We start from the raw sequence: 19,652 nt of genomic DNA, 5'->3' as shown, positions 1-19,652 counted from the left end.
ACGCCTCAAGGAGTCGCTTCGCACTTCTTCGTTGAACATATGCAACTCGGCAGGGTGATGTCGAAGTTCCTCTACACACTTGATACATGACGATCGAGACCAACAACGACGCTGAGCCCGCTGGCTACGAAGAATTCATGGCGGACCTGAAGCGGCGCGTCCGCACTACCCAGTTCCGTGCCATGCGCGCAGCCAACACGGAGGTGTTGCGCCTGTACTGGTCGGTCGGTCGCGACATCCTCGACCGCCAGAAGTACGAAGGTTGGGGCGCCAAGGTCGTGGACCAGATCTCGGCTGATATGCGGCGCGAGTTTGCGGGTCAGAGAGGATGGTCGACGCGAAGCCTCAAGTACATGCGCAAGCTCGCGGACGCGTGGCCGGTTGAGACAGAATTTGTGCAGCAAGCTGCTGCACAATTGCCGTGGGGCCATCTGATGGTGCTCCTCGACAAGTTGGCTACCCGCGAGGACAAGGAGTGGTACGCCGCCCGAGCCGTAGAAGGTGGGTGGTCCCGCGCCAGCCTCGAGTTCGAGATCAAGATGGACCTGAAGAGCCGTCTGGGCTCCGCTCCGTCCAACTTCTCGACGACTCTCGAGGCCGTCGACTCCGACCTCGCCCAACAGGCTGTCAAGGATTCCTACGTCTTCGAGCACCTGGATCCGGGAGAGCAGATCGCGGAGCGCGACCGCGAGCAAGCACTCATGGATCGCATCCAAGACACTCTGCTCGAACTTGGCCGTGGCATGGCGTTCGTCGGGCGCCAGTACCGGATCGAGGTGGGCGGCGACGAGTTCTTCATCGACCTGCTCTTCTTCCACGTGACTCAATTGCGATACGTCGTCGTCGAGCTGAAGGTCGGCAAGTTCCAGCCCGCCCACATAGGCCAGATCGGCACCTACGTCGCGATGGTCGACGGCGAGATACGAAGGCCGGACCTGCACGCGAAGACAGTCGGGATCCTGCTCTGCACCGAACGCAACGACGCCACTCTCGACTACGCGCTCGCAAGCACCGCATCCCCCGTCGCAGTTGCTCTCTACGAGGGCCTGACGCCGGCGGAGCGCGCCGCGCTCCCCAGTCCTGGAGAACTCGAAACTGTCATCGAAGCGGAGATCCAGGTCCAGGAGTCGCTCATCGCGGCGCCCCCAGCGGCGGCCGGTATGCGCTGACAGTGGGTGCCAGGTTGGCTGAACTGCGTTCAGCTCACCCGAAAGAGCTCGGCCAGCGTCCGGATCCGGTCCGCGACCTCCGGGTGCCGGTCGTGCCGATCCAGCAGCACCGCGCCCATTCCGGCGTCGAGCGGACCCTGGAAGTCCTTCTCGACGTCGTTGCCGACCATCAGTACGTCACCGGGCGCGACGCCGAGGACCGCACATGCCTCGGCGTAGGCGCGGGGGTCGGGCTTGCCCGCCGGCAGGTCGTCCGACGCGACGACGACGTCCAGGTGCTCCGCCAGCCCCGTCCGGTCGAGCTTGTGCCGCTGGTGGGCCGAGTCGCCGTTGGTGAGCAGCGCGACGACGAGTCCCGCGTCGCGCACCCGGCGCAGGGCGGGCACGGCGTCGTCGAACGCGACCCAGGCCCGCTCGTAGCGGGAGAGGTACCCGGAGAAGAGCTCGTCCGCCTCGTCGTCGGTGGCGTCAGCGCCCAGGAACTCGCGTACCCGGACGCGCCGCTGGTCCTGGAAGGTGATCTCGCGCCGCTGGTAGCGCGCGTACGCCTCCTCCGCGATAACGTGCCACGCAGCGACCAGCTCTTCCAGGTCGTCGAGCCCCAGCCCCAGTTCGGGCAGCCAGTCCAGGAGCGCCGTGCGCGAGGCGCCCTCCTGGTCCACGAGCGTGTCGTCGAGATCGAAGAGAACGACTTTCAGCACATCCGCATCGTGTCACACGGCGCCCTCGTGGAGAGTCACCCAGGCACGCGGCCAGACTTCACCGGCACCAGTTTTTACCTGGTAACAATTCTGTTACGGTCGGCGCTTCCAGACCCGTTGCTGTGCCGACAAAACAACACAATACGCCCAACGGTGCAGGCACCGGGTGCCACTCCGTCTCCGCCGGACTTGGAGTCATGACTACCGCCACGCTTCCTCCTCCCCCTTCGCCCGCAGGCCCCTCACCAGAGCCCACCGAAGAGAGACGCGACGCCGGACCTCGGGACTCCGTGGGGACCACGACCAGGCGCTTCCTGCCGGAGGTCCAGGCGCTTCGCGCCCTGGCTGTCGCACTGGTCGTGATCTACCACCTCCGGCCGGACGTCCTCCCGGGCGGATACATCGGCGTGGACGTCTTCTTCGTCATCTCCGGGTTCCTCATCACGGGGCACATGCTCCGCGAGGTCCAGTCGACGGGACGACTCCGTCTGGGCCACTTCTGGGCCAACCGGGCGCGCCGGATCCTGCCCGCGAGCCTCCTGGTCGTGGCGGTCGTGCTGCTGACCACACCCATCCTCATGCCCATCACGGACTGGGCGGAGATCAGCCGCCAGGGCCTCGCCTCGGTGCTCTACGTGCAGAACTGGGCGCTGGTGGGCAACGCTGTCGACTACCTGGCGTCCGACACCGCCGCCACGCCGTTCCAGCACTTCTGGTCCCTGGCCGTGGAAGAGCAGTTCTACATCCTGTGGCCGCTGGTCGTGCTGGCCGCCGCCGTCGTGGCGCACCGGTCGCGCCGTGGCCCGCGCGCCCTGACGGTCGCTCTGCTGGTTGCGTTCGGCGTGCTCGTCGCCGCCTCCTTCGTGTGGAACCTCATCACCGTCACCAACGAGGACCCCGCAGCCTACTTCGCCACCACCACCCGCCTGTGGGAGCTTGGCGCCGGTGGCCTGCTGGCCGTGACGATCCGCTACACGGATCGGTTCCGGCTCGCGCGATCGGCGCTCGCTCTCGCCGGGTTCGGCGCGATCGCAGTGGGTGCCCTGGCCCTGACGTCCAGCACGCCGTTCCCCGGCACCGCGGCGCTCCTTCCCGTGCTCGGCACGCTCGCCGTGATCGCCGCCGGTCGCACCTCGGGTCCCGGGTCGCTGTCCTGGATCGTGGACCGCGCTCCGGTGCAGTGGCTCGGGAACGTGTCGTACTCCCTCTACCTGTGGCACTTCCCCGCCATCGTGTGGTTCACCGAGTACGCGGGGGGCGAGCCCACCAAGCTGGAGAGCCTCGGCCTCCTCGGCCTGATGCTCGTCGCGGCCCACGCCAGCTACATATACGTCGAGCAGCCGCTGCGGTCCGCCTCCTGGCTGAAGAACCACGACCCGCGCTCGCTGGGCCTCGCCGCCACGACGATGGCACTCGCCTGCGCCCTCACGCTGGTTCCCACGCTGCGCGCGGCGGGCGTCGAACGTGAGTGGGACGCGCTCGCCGACACGATCGACGTGTCCACCGAGCTGGGCGGCAGCTACGGCGCGGCCGCCGCGGCCGACGGCACGATCGACGTGCTCACCAACGGCTCCACCGCCATCCGGCCCAACCCGATCAACGCGGAGGACGACACGGAGATAGCCCTCCGGTCGTCCTGCGAGGAACCGGAGCTCAGCACCGAGTCCAGCGAGGTCTGCGAGTACGGCGACCCGACGTCGGACACCGTCGTCGCGCTGATCGGTGACTCGCACGCCAGGATGCTCTCCACGCCGCTCGTGAACCTCGCCGAGGAACGTGGCTGGCGCCTTCTCGGCTTCTACCACAACTCGTGCCCCTTCTCCTACGAGGAGCGTGGCCTGAGGGCGCGCGCGTGCGAGCTGCTCAACGAGGAGACGATGGAGCAGCTCGCGGTGGTCCGGCCCGACGCGGTGGTCACCTCGTACCTGGGCGAGAGCGAGTTCCGGGACACGGACACGGGCATGGAGCCCGGCGTCAAGGGCTTCGCCAACATCTGGAACGAGCTGCACGAGCTCGGGGCCCGCGTCTACGTGGTGAAGGCGGTGCCAGAGGCCAGGAAGAAGTCTCAGGCCTGCGTGGCGAGGAACTACGACGACCCCGAGCGGTGCGCGGTCGACCGCGACAAGGCGACGGTCAACCGCGATCTCGTCGACAAGGCCGCCGCGCGCGCACCGTACGCCAACGTGATCGACCTGACCGACTTCTTCTGCGGGCGGGACAAGTGCGAGCAGGTCGTCGGCAACGTGCTCGTCTACCGCGACACCAGCCACATCACCGACTCGTTCGCCCTGAGCCTCCAGCCCTACCTGGCGCAGGCGATTCCCGCGCAGTTCCCCTGAGCCGACCCGCCGCCCGTCCCGCCCGCACCCGCTCCCCGGGAGCGGGCGGGACGGGCGGCCCCTGTCACCAGAGGCGAGGTCCCACGGGTGAGCTCAGGGGGGTGAACTGGACCGGCCCGGGCAACGTTTCCGCAGGCCCGAGCGTCCATAGGTGCGACAGGCTCCTCTGTCCTCACCCCTGGGGGATCAATGACCGCTCGCAGTTTGTCCCGCCCATCACCTCGCCTGCTCACGATGGGCGTCGCCGCGACACTCGCGCTCGGGCTGCTCGGAGAGGGAGCCGCGGCCCACGTCGTGCCCGCCTCCGCGGCCACGCAGCCGGCCGGCGCCACGGTGACGACCACCACCGCCTCCGAGACGGCCCAGTCTTCTGCTCAGCGCGGCCTCCGGATCGTCCCGACGGGCGACACCGTCCAGGGCTACGCGTACGACGGCTACGTGTACGTCGACTCGCCGGCCTGGCTGGGTGCCTACGGTGAGAGCCACAAGTTCCTGGCCAAGCGCACCAAGGCGTCCGCCCCTGCCACGCTCACCAGGACAGTGACCCGCGGCAACAAGCGCACCACCACGAAGGCGCCCGCCGCCCTCGTCGACGGGCTCGACGGCCTCAAGAACGGCCTCACGGTCAAGATCGCCACGCCCAAGGGCAAGGTCCTGATCGAGGAGACCCGCAGTCTCTGCCCCGGAGGGTCGGACCGCCAGCGCATCCAGCCGACCGGCCGCACCGAGCCGGTCTACCCGTCGTTCTGCGGCGGCAACTGGTTCACGAAGTCGACGGTCTTCGGGGTCGAGGAGGGCTGGGCCGCCAAGCTCGATGCGTACTTCGAGGTGAAGACCAAGCTCACCGACCTCGTGATGACCACCACCATCAACGACCCTGTCGCGAACTTCCTCGGCCTGCCCGCCAAGGGCCGTTCGGTCACGCAGAAGCTGGAGATCGTCGACGAGTGCGAGCTATGGGGCTGCGAGGAGGTCGCGGAGCAGCTCCTGGGCGAGCCGGCCGAGGGATTCAGCAGCCTCGCGGGGCAGGACGCGTTGTCCACCCGGGCCGAGAGCCTGCGCGCCCAGGGCGGCGGCCACTCGGGCCACGCCCGACCGTCGGGCGCCGACCACCGCGTGAACCTCTTCAGCCTGGACAGCAACCAGGCACACGGCGGCGACCACCCGTCGCTCGGCCAGGCCGGGACCAAGCCATCCACGAAGAAGCCTGCCAAGGACAGCCTCCCGGACCTCGTGTCCGTACCGGCGTGGCAGATCGGCAACGAGGTGGACGAGGCGGGTATCGACCGGCTCACCTTCAACGCCCACGAGTGGAACGCCGGACCCGGACCGCTGGTCGTCGAGGGTTACCGCCGCGGCGGCAACGAGATCATGGACGCTTACCAGATGTTCTACCGGAACGGCAAGGAGGTCGGCAGCACCAAGACGGGGACCATGGAGTACCACGACGCGCCCGAGCACGACCACTGGCACTTCCTCGACTTCGCGAGCTACGAGCTCGTCACCCCCAAGGGCAAGCTGGTGACGACCAGCGGCAAGCAGTCGTGGTGCCTGATGCCGACCGACCCTGTGGACCTCTCGGTGAAGGGCGCTGTCTGGCGGCCCGAGGCGACCGGCCTCGACAGCGCCTGCGGCGAACGGTCGGCCCTGTGGCTGCGTGAGGTCCTTCCCGCCGGCTGGGGCGACACCTACAGCCAGCAGCAGACCCAGGCGTTCGACCTGACCGGCGTGCGCAACGGGACCTACCAGATCAAGATCACCGTGAACCCGAACGGCAACCTGCACGAGCGGACGAAGTCGAACAACGTCAGCTACCGGACCGTCATCCTCGGCGGCAAGCCCGGCGCGCGCACCGTGAAGGTCCCGCCGTACGAGGGCGTCGACACGGAGATCCCGGAGCTGGTGGAGAACTGACGCCGGCCCGACCCGCACGACAGCACCGCTGATCGTGGGCGGTGCGTAGGCTGCGCCCCATGAGCGCCAGCACCACGCCGTCGACGGTCCCGTCCGGGAGCCGCATCACCTGCAGCGTCTCGGACGGGATCGCCGACGTCCGCCTCGACCGGCCCGACAAGCTCAACGCGCTGTCGCTCGACATGCTCGGCGAGCTCAGGGCGACCGCGCGCAGGCTCGGGCGTACCCCGGGGCTGCGCGCGGTCGTCGTCTCGGGCAGCGGCCGCTCGTTCTGCGCTGGGCTCGACCTCGGCGCCGCGGCCCGCGATCCGGCGGCGGTGGCGCGAGCCTTCGTGCCGACGCCCCGCGGCACCAACCTGTTCCAGGAGGCCTGCTGGGCGTGGCGGCGGCTGCCCGTGCCGGTGATCGCCGCCGTGCACGGCCACGTGCTCGGGGCCGGCGTGCAGATCGCCCTCGCCGCCGACCTGCGCCTCACGACCCCGGACGCCCGCTGGTGCGTCAAGGAGGTCGAACGTGGCCTCGTCCCCGACATGTCGGGGATCCGCGCGCTGACACAGCTGGTGGGCATCGAGACGGCGAAGCGCCTCACCTTCACCGCCGAGGAGTTCACGGGGGCCGACGCCGGCCGGCTCGGCCTGGCCGGGACCGTCACCGTCTCGCCGCTGGACGAGGCGTTCGCGCTGGCCGGCCGGATCGCCGAGCGGCGCCCCGAGGCCGTCGCGGCCGCGAAGCGGCTGTTCGACCGCCGCTGGTCGTCGGGCGACCGGCGCACGTTCGCCGCCGAACGGTGGGCACAGCTGAGGCTGCTGCCGGGCGCGATGCGAGCGCTGCGCTGACTGCTCCGCGACTGGCTGGTCCGGGTCAGCCCTGGTAGGCGCGCTGGAGGCGCACCGGCGCCATCGGGCCGATGCCGGGGATCTCGCGGACGGGCTGAGCCGTGAGCGCGTAGCGGGAGCTCGTCGCGAGCTTCGCCGCGGTCTCCTTGTCGACCAGGACCGTCGAGGGCTCCGACTGCTCGGTGAGGCGGGACGCGAGGTTGACCGTCGGACCGAAGATGTCGCCGAACCGGGACAGCACCCGCCCCCACACCAGCCCGACCCGCACCGGGATCTCCGGATCGCCAGGAGCCGCGGTGCCCAGCGCCGCACCGGAGGTCTCGGCCAGGCCGAGGGCCACCTCAGCGCCGGTGGAGATGTCGTCGGTCACGAAGAGGACCGCGTCGCCGATGGTCTTCACCACGCGGCCGCCCGCGTTCACGATGATGTCGCGCGCGCCGGCCTCGAACCGCTGCACGAACTCCGCGAGCTCCTCCGAACCGAGCCCGGCCGTGCGCTTCGTGAACGAGACGATGTCCGCGAACCCGACCGCCCGCAGCAGGGGCAGCTGGTGGGTGTCGCTGCGGTCGTCCGAGTGCGCACCCGCGAACTCGATGGCCATGCGCCCGGTGAGCGCCGCGAGCTGACGCCGCCACGCGTGCTCGAGCTGCCCCTGCAGCATCTCCGTCATCTCCGGGAGCTTGTCCAGGGCGAGCAGGCGGGCCGAGGTCTCGTCCAGCTCGTAGCGCCGCGCGAGATGCTCCACCAGCGCCTCGACCTGCCACAGCGCCAACCGGTCAGCCGTGTGGCCGACGGACCGGATGAAGGTCATCTGGGCGCGCTCGTCCATCTGTTCCTCACCGAACAGGCCCGCCGCGTCCTTGAGCGCCTCGACGTCGGCGTCGGTGAACCACGTCTCGGTCGGGTGCGTGACGGGCAGGCCGATCCAGCGCCAGTACCGGGTGACGAACTGCTCGTCGAGCCCCGTCAGCTCCACCACCTGCGACAGCGTGTACCGGCGGGCGCCGCCGAGCAGCGTCTCGTCGAGCCGGGCCGCGGTGTCAGCACCCGGTGCGTCGTGGTGGGTGTGAGAGGTCTCGGAATTGTGGAGCACGTCACCACTGTAGGCGGGCGGGGCCCATGCACCCGCATGGATCCGCGGGACGTCAGCCAAGGACGTCAGCCAAGAAGGTCAGTCAAGGAGCGTCAGCACGAGCGGGATACCCATGAGCACGAGCAGCATCCCGACCACGGCGACGACGTTCCACAGCCCCAGCCGCACACCGCGCACGCCGTCGTCGCGGGAGAGCAGGACCCAGACGACCAGGAGCCAGGCGATACCGGCCGCGACCAGGCCCGCCGTCGGCGTCCCGTCGGTCTGGACGATCCCCCGGTCCAGGCGGACCGTGCTGATCAGGTACACCGCGACGGCGGCCACCGCACAAACGATCGCCTTGGCCACCCCGACCGTGGCTCGACCTGCCTCCATGGCGTCTCCTGCCGTCGCGCGCCCGCACCTGCCTGCCGTCGCTCCGGCGGACATTACCGGAGGCGCTACGGCACGCGGCAGGGATTGCCGCCCACTTCACCCCGTCCGACCGGCGAGTTCACCCGCAGGGTCACCGCAGGTGCCAGATGTCGCCTGCCGTCACCGCGCGCTCCTCGCCGGACTCCGTGCGAACCACCAGCGCCCCGGACCGGTCCAGGCCCACCGCCTCGCCCGCCAGCGTGCCCGTTCCCCCGGCGAGCTCGGCGCGGACTCGGCTGCCGAGCGTCGCGGACACCGCCGTGTACTCGTCCAGCAGACCGGCCGCCGCCGCGTCGCCCCCCGCCTGCTCCCACCGCCGGACGACCGCGTGCACCTCGCCCAGCAGCCGCACGAGGACGTCGGTCCGGTCGGGCCGTGGATAGCCCGCGAGCGCCAGCGACGTCGCCGTCGGCACGGGCAGCTCCTCCGCGGACTGCGAGACGTTGAGGCCGATCCCGAGCACCACGGCCGGGGCCTCGGGTCCCGCCGCGCCCTGCGCCTCGGGGACCACCTGGGCGAGGATGCCGGCGACCTTGCGGTAGAGCCCCAGCCCGGCGATCGTGTCGACGGCGGGCAGCAGCACGTCGTTGGGCCACTTCACGGCGGCGGTGACCCCGCCGTCGGACACCGCGCGCACGACCGCGAGCCCCGCCAGCAGGGGGAGCCAGCCCAGTGCCTCGGCGGGGACCTGCGGGCGCAGCAGGACCGACACGGTGAGCCCGGCGCGCGCGGGCGTCTCCCAGGACCGTCCGGCACGTCCCTTGCCTGCGGTCTGGTGCTCCGCGACGAGGGCCGACGGCGCCGGCCAGCCGTCCGGGTCGGACCGGACCGCCATGACGAGCTCGGCGTTGGTGGAGGGCGAGGTCTCGACGACCTCGACCCTCGCGAACCCCGGGACTGTCAGCTTGTCGCGATACAGAGACTGGCGCATCCCTCCATACTCGCCCCTCGCCCCCGAACCTGCCCTTGGAGGAAACCCACAACACAGCAGCGTGACCCGCTGGATGCTCACGCATCGAGCGGGAGGCATCCGACAACTACGCTCGAACTGTGAACGACGCCATCAGCACCCTCGCCGGCACGCGCGCCAAGCTCGACGACCTCGACGCCCGCCGGGCAGCCGCCATCGACGTCCCGGAGCAGGCCGCCCAGGAGAAGCAGCACAAGCGGGGCAAGAAGACCGCCCGCGAGCGCATCGACGCCCTGCTGGACGAGGGCAGCTTCACCGAGCTGGACGCGCTCGCCAAGCACCGCAGCCGTAACTTCGGTCTGGAGAAGAAGCGGATCGCGGGCGACGGTGTGGTCACGGGCTACGGCACCATCGACGGCCGCCAGGTGTGCATCTACTCCCAGGACTTCACGGTGTTCGGCGGGAGCCTCGGTGAGGTACACGGCCAGAAGATCACGAAGGTCCAGGACCTCGCGCTGCGCACCGGTGTGCCGCTCATCGGCATCAGTGACGGCGGTGGCGCGCGCATCCAGGAGGGTGTCGCGGCCCTGACGCAGTTCGCGGAGATGTTCCGGCGTAATGTCGCGGCGTCGGGCGTGATCCCGCAGATCTCCCTGATCCTCGGCCCGAGCGCGGGCGGCGCGGTGTACTCCCCCGCGCTGACCGACTTCATCGTGATGGCCGACCAGACGTCGAACATGTTCATCACCGGCCCGGACGTGATCCGCACGGTGACGGGCGAGGACGTCGACTTCGAGACCCTGGGCGGCGCCCGGACGCACAACTCGAGGTCCGGCGTGGCGCACTACATGGGCAGCGACGAGGACGACGCCCTCGACTACGTGCGTCACCTGATCGGCTACCTGCCGCAGAACAACCTCTCCGACGCGCCGGCGTTCCCGCCCCAGGACGATGCGCCGCTGGAGGTCACCGCCGACGACGAGGCGCTCGACGAGCTGATCCCGGACAGCGACAACCAGCCGTACGACATGCGCACGGCCATCGAGGCAGTCCTGGACCCGGAGTCGTTCCTCGAGGTGCAGCCCATGTTCGCGACCAACGTGCTGGTCGGGTTCGGGCACGTGGAGGGTCAGTCGGTCGGCATCGTCGCCAACCAGCCGCAGTCCATGGCGGGCACGCTCGACATCGACGCCGCGGAGAAGGCAGCGCGGTTCGTGCGGACCTGCGACGCGTTCAACATCCCGGTGCTGACGTTCGTGGACGTGCCGGGCTTCCTCCCCGGCGTCGGGCAGGAGCACCAGGGCATCATCCGGCGCGGCGCCAAGCTGATCTACGCGTACGCCGAGGCCACCGTGCCGCTGGTCACGATCATCACGCGCAAGGCGTACGGCGGCGCCTACATCGTCATGGGCTCCAAGCAGCTCGGCGCCGACGTCAACCTGGCCTGGCCGACCGCCCAGATCGCCGTCATGGGCGCGAGCGGCGCCGTGAACATCCTGCAGCGCGGCGCGCTGAAGGCGGTCGCCGAGACCGGCGGTGACGTCGAGGCCGAGCGCGCCCGGCTGACCGCCGAGTACGAGGACGCCATCGTCAACCCGTGGGACGCCGCCGAGCGCGGGTACGTCGACGCGGTCATCCGCCCGTCCGAGACCCGCGTGCAGGTGGTGCGTGCGCTTCGCGCGCTGCGTACCAAGCGATCTACGCTTCCTCCGAAGAAGCACGGCAACATCCCGCTCTGACGGCGGGAGGACCGAGGCAGTTCGGACGGGATGAGGAACGAGATGAGTCACGAGGACGCCACCCACGGCCCGGCGCCGATGGGCCGCGTCGATACGGAGCCGATGCACCGTGCCGTCGATGCGCTGGCGGCTGCGCTGCACGACTACGTGGGGACGGCTGTGGGCGTGCGCGCCGAGTTCGGCGCCGCGGAGGCGGACGAGGACCCGCGGGTGCTGGCCCTCGAGTCGAAGGTGGGGCACCTGAACGCCGCCCTGTTCGACACGCTGCACAGCTCGCTGGGTATGCACCCGGACCTCACGTCGTCGGTGTGGGAGCCGGAGGACGGCGCCGACCCCGACGAGATCATCGAGTCCGAGCTGCCCGAGGGCGGCGAGTCGTTCTACCTCGGCTTCGTCGTCGCGGCGCGCGGCGGTGACGCCAGCCTCGACGGCGTGATCGACCTGCTCGACGCGGCCGGCGAGTCCGTCGCGACACATCTCACCGAGGGTGGCTACGACATCGCCGAGTGGGCTGCGTCGCGCGGCGAGGCCCCCGGTTTCGGCTTCTACGAGGAGGACGACGAATGAGCCCCCAGGTACGCGTGGTCCGTGGCGACCCGGACGACGTCGAGGTGGCCGCCCTGGTCGCCGGCCTGGCCGCCGTGGCCGCGGCGGGCCCCGAGCCCGACGACGCGGCGCCGCTCGACGAGTGGGTCAACCACGCCCGGGCGCTGCGCGGGAACGGCGCGTCGACCGCCAAGAACTTCGGCGGACGGTCAGGGCGGCACAACGCGGACGCCTGGCGCTGGAGCCTGCGCTCGTAGGAGAGGCCGACCGACCGGAGAACAACCTCTGCTCGGGACCGAGGGGCCGCCGTAGGCTCGCCCTCATGACCTCCCCCACACGTACCCCTACAGAGATCGACGCGGTCGCAGACGGCTACGTCACGCGCCTCACCGAGCTCTCCCCGCTGTCCGCCACCGGGATGGGCCTGCCCGGCCACGACCACGAGATGGACGACCTCTCGCCCGCCGGGCAGGACGCCGCCGTCCAGGCGAACCGCGAGGTCCTCGCGAAGCTCGAAGGACTCGAGCCCGCGGACGACGTCGACCGGGTAACCCTCTCCGCGATGCGCGAGCGCGTGGGACTCGACCTGGAGCTGCACGAGGCCGGCGAGCACCTCCGCAAGCTCAACAACATCGAGTCGCCGGTGCAAGGGCTGCGCGAGGTCTTCGACATCATGGCCACCGACTCCGTGGAGGCATGGGAGAACATCGCCTCCCGGATGAGCGGCCTCCCGGGCGCCGTCGACGGGTACATCGAGTCGCTCACGGCCGCCGCGGCCAAGGGTGACGTCGCCGCCGTCCGCCAGGTGCGCGAGTGCGTCGCGCAGGCGCGGGAGCTGGCCGCCGGCGACTCGTTCTTCACGTCGTTCGTGACGGGTGAGGCCGCGAGCGCCACCCTCGGCGAGGGGCACGCCCTCTCAGGTGATCTGGCACGGGCAGCTCAGGGCGCGCAGGCGGCGTACGGCAGGCTCGCCGACTTCCTGGAGCACGACCTCGCACCGCAGGCGCCGGAGGCCGACGCCGTGGGCCGGGACCGGTACACCCTCTGGTCGCGCTACTTCCTGGGTGCGAAGGTCGACCTCGACGAGACCTATCAGTGGGGCCTGGAGGAGCTCGCCCGGATCGTCGCCGAGCAGGAGTCGGTGGCGGCCACGATCGCGGGCCGGGGCGCGTCCGTCGAGGAGGCCGTCGCGGTGCTCGACGCCGACCCGTCGCGCAAGCTCCTCGGCACGGCGGCCCTGAAGGCCTGGATGCAGGAGACCTCCGACGACGCGATCACCGCGCTGAACGGCACCCACTTCGACGTGCCGGAGCCCGTGCTGGACCTGGAGTGCATGATCGCGCCCACCCAGTCGGGCGGCATCTACTACACCCCGCCGAGCGACGACTGGTCCCGGCCGGGCCGGATGTGGTGGTCCGTGCCGTCCGACGTCACGGAGTTCAACACCTGGCGCGAGAAGACGACGGTCTATCACGAGGGCGTCCCGGGCCACCACCTGCAGTGCGGCCAGGCGGTGTTCGCGCGCGCGACGCTCAACAACTGGCGCCGGCTCGCCTGCTGGGTGTCCGGCCACGGCGAGGGCTGGGCGCTCTACGCGGAGCGGCTCATGGCCGACCTGGGCTACATGGACGACCCCGGCGACCGCCTCGGCATGCTCGACGCCCAGCGTCTGCGCGCGGCCCGGGTCGTGTTCGACATCGGCGTGCACCTCGGGCTCGAGGCACCGGAGCAGTGGGGCGGCGGCACCTGGACGGCGGAGAAGGGCTGGCCGTTCCTCCTGGCCAACGTGAACATGCCGGAGCAGTTCGTCCGCTTCGAGTTCAACCGGTACCTCGGCTGGCCGGGGCAGGCGCCGTCGTACAAGGTGGGCCAGCGGCTGTGGGAGCAGACGCGCGACGCCGCCAAGACGGCCGCGGGCGAGAGCTTCGATGCCAAGGCGTTCCACGCGCGGGCGCTCAACCTGGGCTCGGTGGGCCTGGACACCCTGCGCGAGGCCCTGGCCTGACCTGCTTCGTCGTGAGCGTGACCGTTGCGGCCGCCCGCCCGTCCTGGACGCAACGGTCACGCCCGCACCAAGGGGGTGACGTGGGTCACGTCGGGGGGTTTCCGAATTTGCCGTTTCGCGCGGCCACTTTCTCGTTACTGTGGCGCGCGTGCCTCGCTTGGTCCTCGCCTCACAGTCCCCCGCCCGACTCGCGACGCTGAAGTCCGCCGGAGTCACCCCGGAAGTCGTCGTGTCCGGTGTGGACGAGGACAAGGTCCTCGCCGACGCCACCGAACGCTTCGGTGAGCTCGATCCCGCCGACGCCGTGCTCGTGCTGGCCCAGGCCAAGGCCGAGGAGGTGGCGTCCCAGCTGGAGGACGCTCGCGACAACGCCGACGTCGTAGTCGTCGGCTGCGACTCCATGCTGGAGTTCGACGGCGTGGTCGTGGGCAAGCCCGCCGACGCCGAGGTGGCGCGCGAGCGCTGGCGGTCGATGCGCGGTCGCAAGGGTGTGCTGCACTCGGGCCACTGGGTGGTCGACCTGCGCGACGACGACGCCGGGGGCACCGGCGGCACCCTCGGCTCCACGAGCTCGACCACTGTCTGGTTCGCCGACATCGACGACGACGAGATCGACGCCTACATCGCGACGGGCGAGCCGCTGCACGTGGCGGGGGCGTTCACGATCGACGGCCTCGGCGGGCCATACATCGAGCGCATCGAGGGCGACCACCACGGCGTCGTCGGCCTCAGCCTGCCGCTGCTGCGCGAGCTCCTGTCGGAGCTGGGCGTCCCCTGGCGCTCCCTCCGCACCAGCTGACCGGCGGGGATCTGCCGGATACCCACAACCAGATCGGTCCCATCCGACGGATCTGGCCGAACGCCATGTCTGAACCCTCCAAACGGCCCGCGTCGGGGTTGGTCTGCTCTCCAGACTTTTCGCCGCGTGGGCGGGGGCGGTACTTCGGTCGCTGATCACCGGGTTACGGTGAGCCGTGCCCAGTTCCAGCCTGCCCCGAACCATCTCGAAGGTGCTCATCGCCAACCGCGGTGAGATCGCCGTCCGCGTGGCCCGTGGATGCGCCGACGCGGGGCTGACATCCGTCGCCGTCTACGCCGACCAGGACCGCGAGTCCCTGCACGTGCGCCTCGCCGACGAGGCGTTCGCGCTGGGCGGTGCCCGCGCCGCGGACACGTACCTCGACCCGGCCAAGCTGCTCGACGTCGCCCGCCGCTCCGGCGCCGACGCCGTCCACCCGGGCTACGGCTTCCTGTCGGAGAACGCCGAGTTCGCCCAGGCAGTGCTCGACGCGGGGCTCGTCTGGATCGGCCCGCCGCCGGCGGCCATCGACGCGCTGGGCGACAAGGTGAGCGCGCGCCACATCGCGCAGCGCGCGGGCGCCCCCCTGGTCCCCGGCACGCCGGACCCGGTCAAGGACAGCAGCGAGGTCAAGGCCTTCGCCGAGCAGTTCGGGCTGCCCATCGCCATCAAGGCGGCGTTCGGCGGCGGCGGCCGCGGCCTGAAGGTCGCGCGCACGTTCGACGAGATCGACGAGATGTTCGACTCGGCGGTCCGCGAGGCCGTGGCGGCCTTCGGCCGGGGCGAATGCTTCGTGGAGCGCTACCTGGACAATCCGCGCCACGTCGAGACCCAGTGCCTCGCCGACACCCACGGCAACGTCGTCGTGGTGTCGACCCGGGACTGCTCGCTGCAGCGTCGCCACCAGAAGCTCGTCGAGGAGGCGCCCGCGCCGTTCCTCACGCCCGAGCAGGAGAAGTCCCTGTACGCGGCGTCGGAGGCGATCCTGCGCGAGGCCGGCTACGTCGGCGCGGGCACGTGCGAGTTCCTCGTGGGCGAGGACGGCACCATCTCGTTCCTCGAGGTCAACACCCGCCTCCAGGTCGAGCACCCGGTGACCGAGGAGGTCACGGGCATCGACCTGGTGCGCGAGCAGCTGCGCATCGCGGCGGGCGAGGCCCTCGGCTACCACTCCCCCGTGGTGCGCGGACACTCCATCGAGTTCCGCATCAACGGCGAGGACCCGGCGAAGGGCTTTCTGCCGGCGCCGGGCCGCCTGAACACGATCGTCTGGCCGAGCGGCCCGGGTGTACGCGTCGACACGGGCGTCGTCGCCGGCGACTCGGTCTCCGGCGCGTTCGACTCCATGATCGCCAAGCTCATCGTCACGGGCGCCACGCGCACCCAGGCTGTCGAGCGGGCTCGCCGTGCCCTGCGCGAGCTCGTCGTCGAGGGCATCCCCACGGTGGTCCCGTTCCACAAGGCGGTCCTCGAGGCCGACGCGTTCGTCCCCGCCGACGGCTCGCCGTTCCGCGTGCACACCCGCTGGATCGAGACGGAGTTCGCCGACACCCTCAAGACCCTGACGCCGGCCAAGCCCGCCGCCGCGCCGGAGGACGAGGAAGAAGAGGTGACCGCCGAGCGCGTCGTCGTCGAGGTGGGCGGACGCCGGCTCGAGGTCGTGCTGCCCGCCGGTCTCGGTGTCGCCGCCGGCCGCGCGCGTACCGCGAACGCCGCCCGTCGTCCTGCTCGGCGCGTCGCCGGAGCCAAGGCGTCGGGGAGCGCCGGGAACACGCTGGCCTCGCCCATGCAGGGCACCATCGTCAAGGTGGCAGTGGAGGACGGCGCGACGGTGGCCGAGGGCGACCTCGTCGTCGTGCTGGAGGCCATGAAGATGGAACAGCCGATCCTGGCGCACCGCGCGGGGACCGTGCGGTCCCTGACCGCCGAGCCCGGCGCGGGCGTGTCGGCAGGTGCTCCCATCTGCGAGATCGTCGACTGAGACCCGGATTCGCCGTCTCCGCCGGGTGAATTCCCGAAGCGGGCGGGGTGAAAGAAGCTCAGGGGGTCGGTTTGCCTCCGGACCGCGGCCAGAAGGGCGCTCTCGATCCGCTAAGTTCTGCGACGTGACACACGTCGTAGTACTGAGCCCCGAAGAGGCCATCGCCCTTGTCCGCCCGCGTAAGACGCTTCCGTCGTTCGTCAGTGACCTGACCTGCGACGAAGGGGTCATCTCGCTGACCGGTGACCTGCGTCGCCTGACCTATGCCCCGCTGCCCGTCAAGATCGCGGCGAAGGCCGTCCCGGTCGTGCACGGCTCGGCCCGGATCACGTCGTTCCACGAGAACGTCGCCGTGCTGCAGGTCGACGCCGATGCCGCCGGCCTGCCCGCCACGAAGCTGCTCCCGCTCGCTTCCGGGACCATCGCGAAGATGGCACGCAAGAACGGGCTGCCGGAGAACGCCGTGCAGCTCCGCAAGGACGGCACCATCTCCCTCGACGTGCGCGCCCTGATGCGCGGCTCGTTCGCCGAGGTGACGGACTTCCGTTTCGAGGGCGGCAAGGTCGTCGTCGAGGGTATCGCCGCCTGATCGTAGAGGCGGATCGCTGACACGCACCGCCCCGACCTGACAGACTGACGCAGTGCCGAACGCGACCGTACCCCCGACCGATCTGCACCGGCATGGCGGAGACGGCTGGGTGACCTGCGGGGACCACCGGCACTGGGGTCTGTTCGGGGCGGCCGGGCTGCTGCTCGTCCGCCGGGACGCGGACGGGGCGCCGTCGGACGTGGTGCTCCAGCACCGTGCCCTGTGGTCGCACATGGGCGGTACCTGGGGCATCCCCGGCGGCGCGCTGGCGCCGGACGAGAAGCCGGCGGCGGGCGCCCTGCGCGAGGCCGCCGAGGAGGCGGCGATCGACCCGGCCGCCGTGCACGTCGTCGGCACGCACGTGCTGGAGCACCCGGCCTGGACGTACACGACGGTCGTGGCCGACGTCGCCCCCGGGTACCGCATCGAGCCGCGCGCGGCCGACCCGGAGAGCCTCGAGGTCCGCTGGGTCGGTCTCGCCGACCTCGGTTCGCTGACGCTGCTGCCGGCGTTCGGCGAGGCCCTGCCGCGGCTGCTCACGATGCTGGGTTAAGGTCGATTCGTGCACATCCGGATCGCGCCCGAAGAGGTGCTCGGCCTGGCGAGGATCGCCAAGCAGGCCCCGCCCGTCATCACCTCCGTCGTCGGCGACGGGGACGTGATCCGCGTCGTCGCGGACCTGCGCCGGCTCGAGGACCTGCCGGGACCGCTCAAGCTGGCCGTGAAGATCGCGCCGATCGTGCGGGCCGACGTCAAGCTGGCCGCCTTCGAGCGCGGCGTCGCGACGCTCACCGTCGAGGTCAACGCCGCGGGGCTGCCTGCGCACCGGCTGCTCAGCCTCGCCGCCGCGCCGATCGAGAACGAGGTCGCGAAGCAGGGCCTGCCGCCGGGCGTCGTGGACGTGCAGCCGGACGCCCGGATCGCCGTCGACGTGGAGCGCCTGCTCGAGGCCAAGGTCCCCGGGCTCACCGTGTCGAACGCGCGGGTCGAGGGCGGCCAGATCGTCCTCGACGCGAGCGTCGCGTAGCTACTTGCCTACTCGCGCGTCCAGGACGCGGGCGCCCTCGGCGATCGAGCCCGACAGCGACGGGTAGATCGTGAACGCGGAGGCCACGTTCTCCACCGTGAGCCGGTGCTGCACGGCCAGCGTGATCGGGAAGATCAGCTCGGACGCGCGCGGCGCCACCACGACGCCGCCGAGCACCACGCCCGCCTCCGGGTGCGCGAAGAGCTTCACGAACCCGTCCTTGATGCCGAGCATCTTGGCGCGCGGGTTGCGCGCGAGCGGCAGCGTCGTGGTGATGAACTTGGAGTTCTGCGCGCGCAGCTTCTCCTCGCTGTAGCCGACGGTGGCGATCTCGGGAGCGGTGAAGATGTTGGACGCGACGGTGCGCAGCGCGAGCGGCTGGACGGCGTCCCCCAGGGCGTGCGCGACGGCGATCCGGCCCTGCATCGCGGCCACCGAGGCGAGCGGCAGCACACCCGTGCAGTCGCCGGACGCGTAGATGCCGCGTACCGAGGTGCGCGAGACGCGGTCCACGACGACGTGCCCGGACTCCGAGAGCCGCACCCCCGCCTCCTCCAGCCCGAGGCCCGACGTCGAGGGCACACCGCCGACCGCCACGAGCACGTGCGAGCCGTGCACCACGCGGCCGTCGGACAGCGACACCTCGACACCGTCGTCCGTCCGCACGGCGGCGGCGGCTCGCGAGCGGGACAGCACGGTCATGCCCCGCGAGCGGAACACGCCCTCGAGCAGCTCGGCGGCGTCCTCGTCCTCGCCGGGCAGCACCCGGTCGCGGCTGGAGACGAGCACCACGTCCGACCCGAGCGCGTTGTACGCGCCCGCGAACTCGGCGCCCGTCACACCGGAGCCCACGACGATCAGCCGCTCGGGCAGCTCGCGCAGGTTGTACATCTGTGTCCAGGTGAGGATCCGCTCGCCGTCCGGCACCGCGGTGGGCAGGGTACGCGGCGTCGCACCGAGCGCGAGGAGGATCGAGTCCGCCTCCAGCACCTCGGTGGCGCCGTCGGCCAGCTCGGCGATCACGCGGGCCGGCCCGTCCAGGCGACCCTTGCCGTGGACGATCCGGATGCCCTCGCGCTCCAGCCGGCCGCGGATGTCGGCGCTCTGCGCACGGGCGAGAGCGAGCACACGCTTGTTCACGGCCTGCAGGTCCACGAAGTGCTTGCGCTTCTCCTCGGCCGTCCCGGCAGCGGACGCGGCCGCCTGCACGCCCGCGCCACCCAGCGACTGTGCCTGTGCGGCGGGAGCCGCGTACGCGGACACCACGGGGATGCCGCCGGTCGCCAGCGAGACGTTGACGTCGGACAGCGGGTCCACGACATCGTCCGGCATGCGGATGCCCAGCTCAGGGGCGCGGTCGGCGATGGTCATCCACTCGGCGGTGGCGATGAGGGTCTTGGAGGGGACGACGTCGGTCAGGACCGCCGCACCGCCCATGCCCTGCTGCTCGACCACGGTGACCTGGGCGCCGTGGCTGCGGGCGACGAGCGCCGCCTCGTAGCCACCGGGTCCACCTCCCACGACGACGACATGGGGCGGGACAGCTGTGGGATCGAGGGGAGTCACGATCTCATTCTCGCATCGTCCACG

Annotated in this window: 18 protein-coding genes; 13 read left to right on the top strand and 5 right to left on the bottom strand. The window is 70.9% G+C overall.

Going from position 1 to position 19,652, the window contains the following annotated elements; genetic code table 11:
* The first annotated feature begins 86 nt into the window (after nucleotides 1-86).
* The gene (locus tag ACQEVI_RS18055) at nucleotides 87-1,169 is read left to right on the top strand and encodes a PDDEXK nuclease domain-containing protein (protein WP_432901281.1); all 1,083 of its coding nucleotides are present in this window, start codon (nucleotides 87-89) and stop codon (nucleotides 1,167-1,169) included.
* 29 nt (nucleotides 1,170-1,198) lie between these two features.
* Here ACQEVI_RS18055 and ACQEVI_RS18050 read toward each other — a convergent pair whose 3' ends face one another.
* Nucleotides 1,199-1,870: an HAD family hydrolase gene (locus ACQEVI_RS18050; RefSeq protein WP_432901279.1), complete on the bottom strand. Its 672-nt coding sequence runs from the start codon at nucleotides 1,868-1,870 to the stop codon at nucleotides 1,199-1,201.
* Nucleotides 1,871-2,160: 290 nt separating this feature from the next.
* Between ACQEVI_RS18050 and ACQEVI_RS18045 the strand changes: the two genes are divergently transcribed.
* From ACQEVI_RS18045 to ACQEVI_RS18035, 3 genes are all read left to right on the top strand, one after another.
* Nucleotides 2,161-4,209, top strand: a complete 2,049-nt coding sequence (locus tag ACQEVI_RS18045) for an acyltransferase family protein (protein WP_432901277.1) — start codon at nucleotides 2,161-2,163, stop codon at nucleotides 4,207-4,209.
* A 189-nt stretch (nucleotides 4,210-4,398) separates the two neighbouring features.
* A complete protein-coding gene (locus ACQEVI_RS18040) occupies nucleotides 4,399-6,123 on the top strand; it encodes a lysyl oxidase family protein (protein ID WP_432901275.1) in 1,725 nt (574 codons plus the stop codon).
* A gap of 59 nt (nucleotides 6,124-6,182) precedes the next feature.
* On the top strand, nucleotides 6,183-6,959 hold the full coding sequence (locus ACQEVI_RS18035; protein WP_432901273.1) for a crotonase/enoyl-CoA hydratase family protein: 777 nt from the start codon (nucleotides 6,183-6,185) through the stop codon (nucleotides 6,957-6,959).
* Between the two features lie 25 nt (nucleotides 6,960-6,984).
* Here the strand turns inward: ACQEVI_RS18035 and ACQEVI_RS18030 are convergent, their stop codons facing one another.
* The 3 genes from ACQEVI_RS18030 to ACQEVI_RS18020 all read right to left on the bottom strand — a co-directional run bounded on the left by ACQEVI_RS18030 (nucleotide 6,985) and on the right by ACQEVI_RS18020 (nucleotide 9,397).
* Nucleotides 6,985-8,052: an adenylate/guanylate cyclase domain-containing protein gene (locus ACQEVI_RS18030; protein ID WP_432901271.1), complete on the bottom strand. Its 1,068-nt coding sequence runs from the start codon at nucleotides 8,050-8,052 to the stop codon at nucleotides 6,985-6,987.
* Between the two features lie 78 nt (nucleotides 8,053-8,130).
* Complete coding sequence (locus tag ACQEVI_RS18025; protein WP_432901269.1) at nucleotides 8,131-8,427, bottom strand: hypothetical protein; 297 nt, start codon at nucleotides 8,425-8,427, stop codon at nucleotides 8,131-8,133.
* 130 nt (nucleotides 8,428-8,557) lie between these two features.
* Complete coding sequence (locus ACQEVI_RS18020; RefSeq protein ID WP_432901268.1) at nucleotides 8,558-9,397, bottom strand: biotin--[acetyl-CoA-carboxylase] ligase; 840 nt, start codon at nucleotides 9,395-9,397, stop codon at nucleotides 8,558-8,560.
* Between the two features lie 119 nt (nucleotides 9,398-9,516).
* Here ACQEVI_RS18020 and ACQEVI_RS18015 point away from each other — a divergent pair, with 119 nt between their 5' ends.
* From ACQEVI_RS18015 to ACQEVI_RS17975, 9 genes are all read left to right on the top strand, one after another.
* On the top strand, nucleotides 9,517-11,115 hold the full coding sequence (locus ACQEVI_RS18015; protein ID WP_432901266.1) for an acyl-CoA carboxylase subunit beta: 1,599 nt from the start codon (nucleotides 9,517-9,519) through the stop codon (nucleotides 11,113-11,115).
* A gap of 42 nt (nucleotides 11,116-11,157) precedes the next feature.
* Nucleotides 11,158-11,682, top strand: coding sequence for a hypothetical protein (locus tag ACQEVI_RS18010; RefSeq protein ID WP_419703808.1), 525 nt, complete (start codon nucleotides 11,158-11,160; stop codon nucleotides 11,680-11,682).
* Complete coding sequence (locus ACQEVI_RS18005; RefSeq protein ID WP_432901264.1) at nucleotides 11,679-11,918, top strand: acyl-CoA carboxylase epsilon subunit; 240 nt, start codon at nucleotides 11,679-11,681, stop codon at nucleotides 11,916-11,918. The genes ACQEVI_RS18010 and ACQEVI_RS18005 overlap by 4 nt, the downstream gene beginning before the upstream one ends.
* 65 nt (nucleotides 11,919-11,983) lie before the next feature.
* Nucleotides 11,984-13,666 carry a DUF885 domain-containing protein gene (locus ACQEVI_RS18000; protein WP_432901262.1) on the top strand — a complete coding sequence of 561 codons (1,683 nt, stop codon included), beginning with the start codon at nucleotides 11,984-11,986 and terminating at the stop codon, nucleotides 13,664-13,666.
* 148 nt (nucleotides 13,667-13,814) lie between these two features.
* Nucleotides 13,815-14,465, top strand: a complete 651-nt coding sequence (locus ACQEVI_RS17995; protein WP_432901260.1) for a Maf family protein — start codon at nucleotides 13,815-13,817, stop codon at nucleotides 14,463-14,465.
* Nucleotides 14,466-14,640: 175 nt separating this feature from the next.
* Nucleotides 14,641-16,446, top strand: a complete 1,806-nt coding sequence (locus ACQEVI_RS17990; protein ID WP_432901259.1) for an acetyl/propionyl/methylcrotonyl-CoA carboxylase subunit alpha — start codon at nucleotides 14,641-14,643, stop codon at nucleotides 16,444-16,446.
* A 124-nt stretch (nucleotides 16,447-16,570) separates the two neighbouring features.
* Nucleotides 16,571-17,035 (top strand): hypothetical protein, encoded by a 465-nt coding sequence (locus ACQEVI_RS17985; protein ID WP_432901257.1) that lies wholly within the window; start codon nucleotides 16,571-16,573, stop codon nucleotides 17,033-17,035.
* A gap of 52 nt (nucleotides 17,036-17,087) precedes the next feature.
* Nucleotides 17,088-17,588, top strand: coding sequence for an NUDIX domain-containing protein (locus ACQEVI_RS17980; RefSeq protein WP_357444996.1), 501 nt, complete (start codon nucleotides 17,088-17,090; stop codon nucleotides 17,586-17,588).
* A 9-nt stretch (nucleotides 17,589-17,597) separates the two neighbouring features.
* Entirely contained in the window at nucleotides 17,598-18,062 is a 465-nt protein-coding gene (locus ACQEVI_RS17975) for a hypothetical protein (RefSeq protein WP_432901255.1), read from the top strand.
* Here the strand turns inward: ACQEVI_RS17975 and ACQEVI_RS17970 are convergent, their stop codons facing one another.
* On the bottom strand, nucleotides 18,063-19,628 hold the full coding sequence (locus ACQEVI_RS17970; RefSeq protein ID WP_432901253.1) for an NAD(P)H-quinone dehydrogenase: 1,566 nt from the start codon (nucleotides 19,626-19,628) through the stop codon (nucleotides 18,063-18,065). It lies immediately after the preceding gene.
* Nucleotides 19,629-19,652 lie beyond the last annotated feature (24 nt).

It is taken from the genome of Promicromonospora sp. CA-289599 (assembly GCF_050936155.1).
GTDB lineage: Bacteria > Actinomycetota > Actinomycetes > Actinomycetales > Cellulomonadaceae > Promicromonospora.
Note: the sequence above shows the minus strand (reverse complement) of the source record. Positions and strands in the feature narration are given on the sequence as shown.

What these genes read in the sequence shown, in the direction of transcription:
- ACQEVI_RS18055 (WP_432901281.1), top strand. Translation starts at nt 87, where the DNA reads ATGACGATCGAGACCAACAACGACGCTGAGCCCGCTGGCTACGAAGAA.
- ACQEVI_RS18040 (WP_432901275.1), top strand. Translation starts at nt 4,399, where the DNA reads ATGACCGCTCGCAGTTTGTCCCGCCCATCACCTCGCCTGCTCACGATG.
- ACQEVI_RS18035 (WP_432901273.1), top strand. Translation starts at nt 6,183, where the DNA reads ATGAGCGCCAGCACCACGCCGTCGACGGTCCCGTCCGGGAGCCGCATC.
- ACQEVI_RS18025 (WP_432901269.1), bottom strand. Translation starts at nt 8,427, where the DNA reads ATGGAGGCAGGTCGAGCCACGGTCGGGGTGGCCAAGGCGATCGTTTGT.
- ACQEVI_RS18020 (WP_432901268.1), bottom strand. Translation starts at nt 9,397, where the DNA reads ATGCGCCAGTCTCTGTATCGCGACAAGCTGACAGTCCCGGGGTTCGCG.
- ACQEVI_RS18010 (WP_419703808.1), top strand. Translation starts at nt 11,158, where the DNA reads ATGAGTCACGAGGACGCCACCCACGGCCCGGCGCCGATGGGCCGCGTC.
- ACQEVI_RS18005 (WP_432901264.1), top strand. Translation starts at nt 11,679, where the DNA reads ATGAGCCCCCAGGTACGCGTGGTCCGTGGCGACCCGGACGACGTCGAG.
- ACQEVI_RS18000 (WP_432901262.1), top strand. Translation starts at nt 11,984, where the DNA reads ATGACCTCCCCCACACGTACCCCTACAGAGATCGACGCGGTCGCAGAC.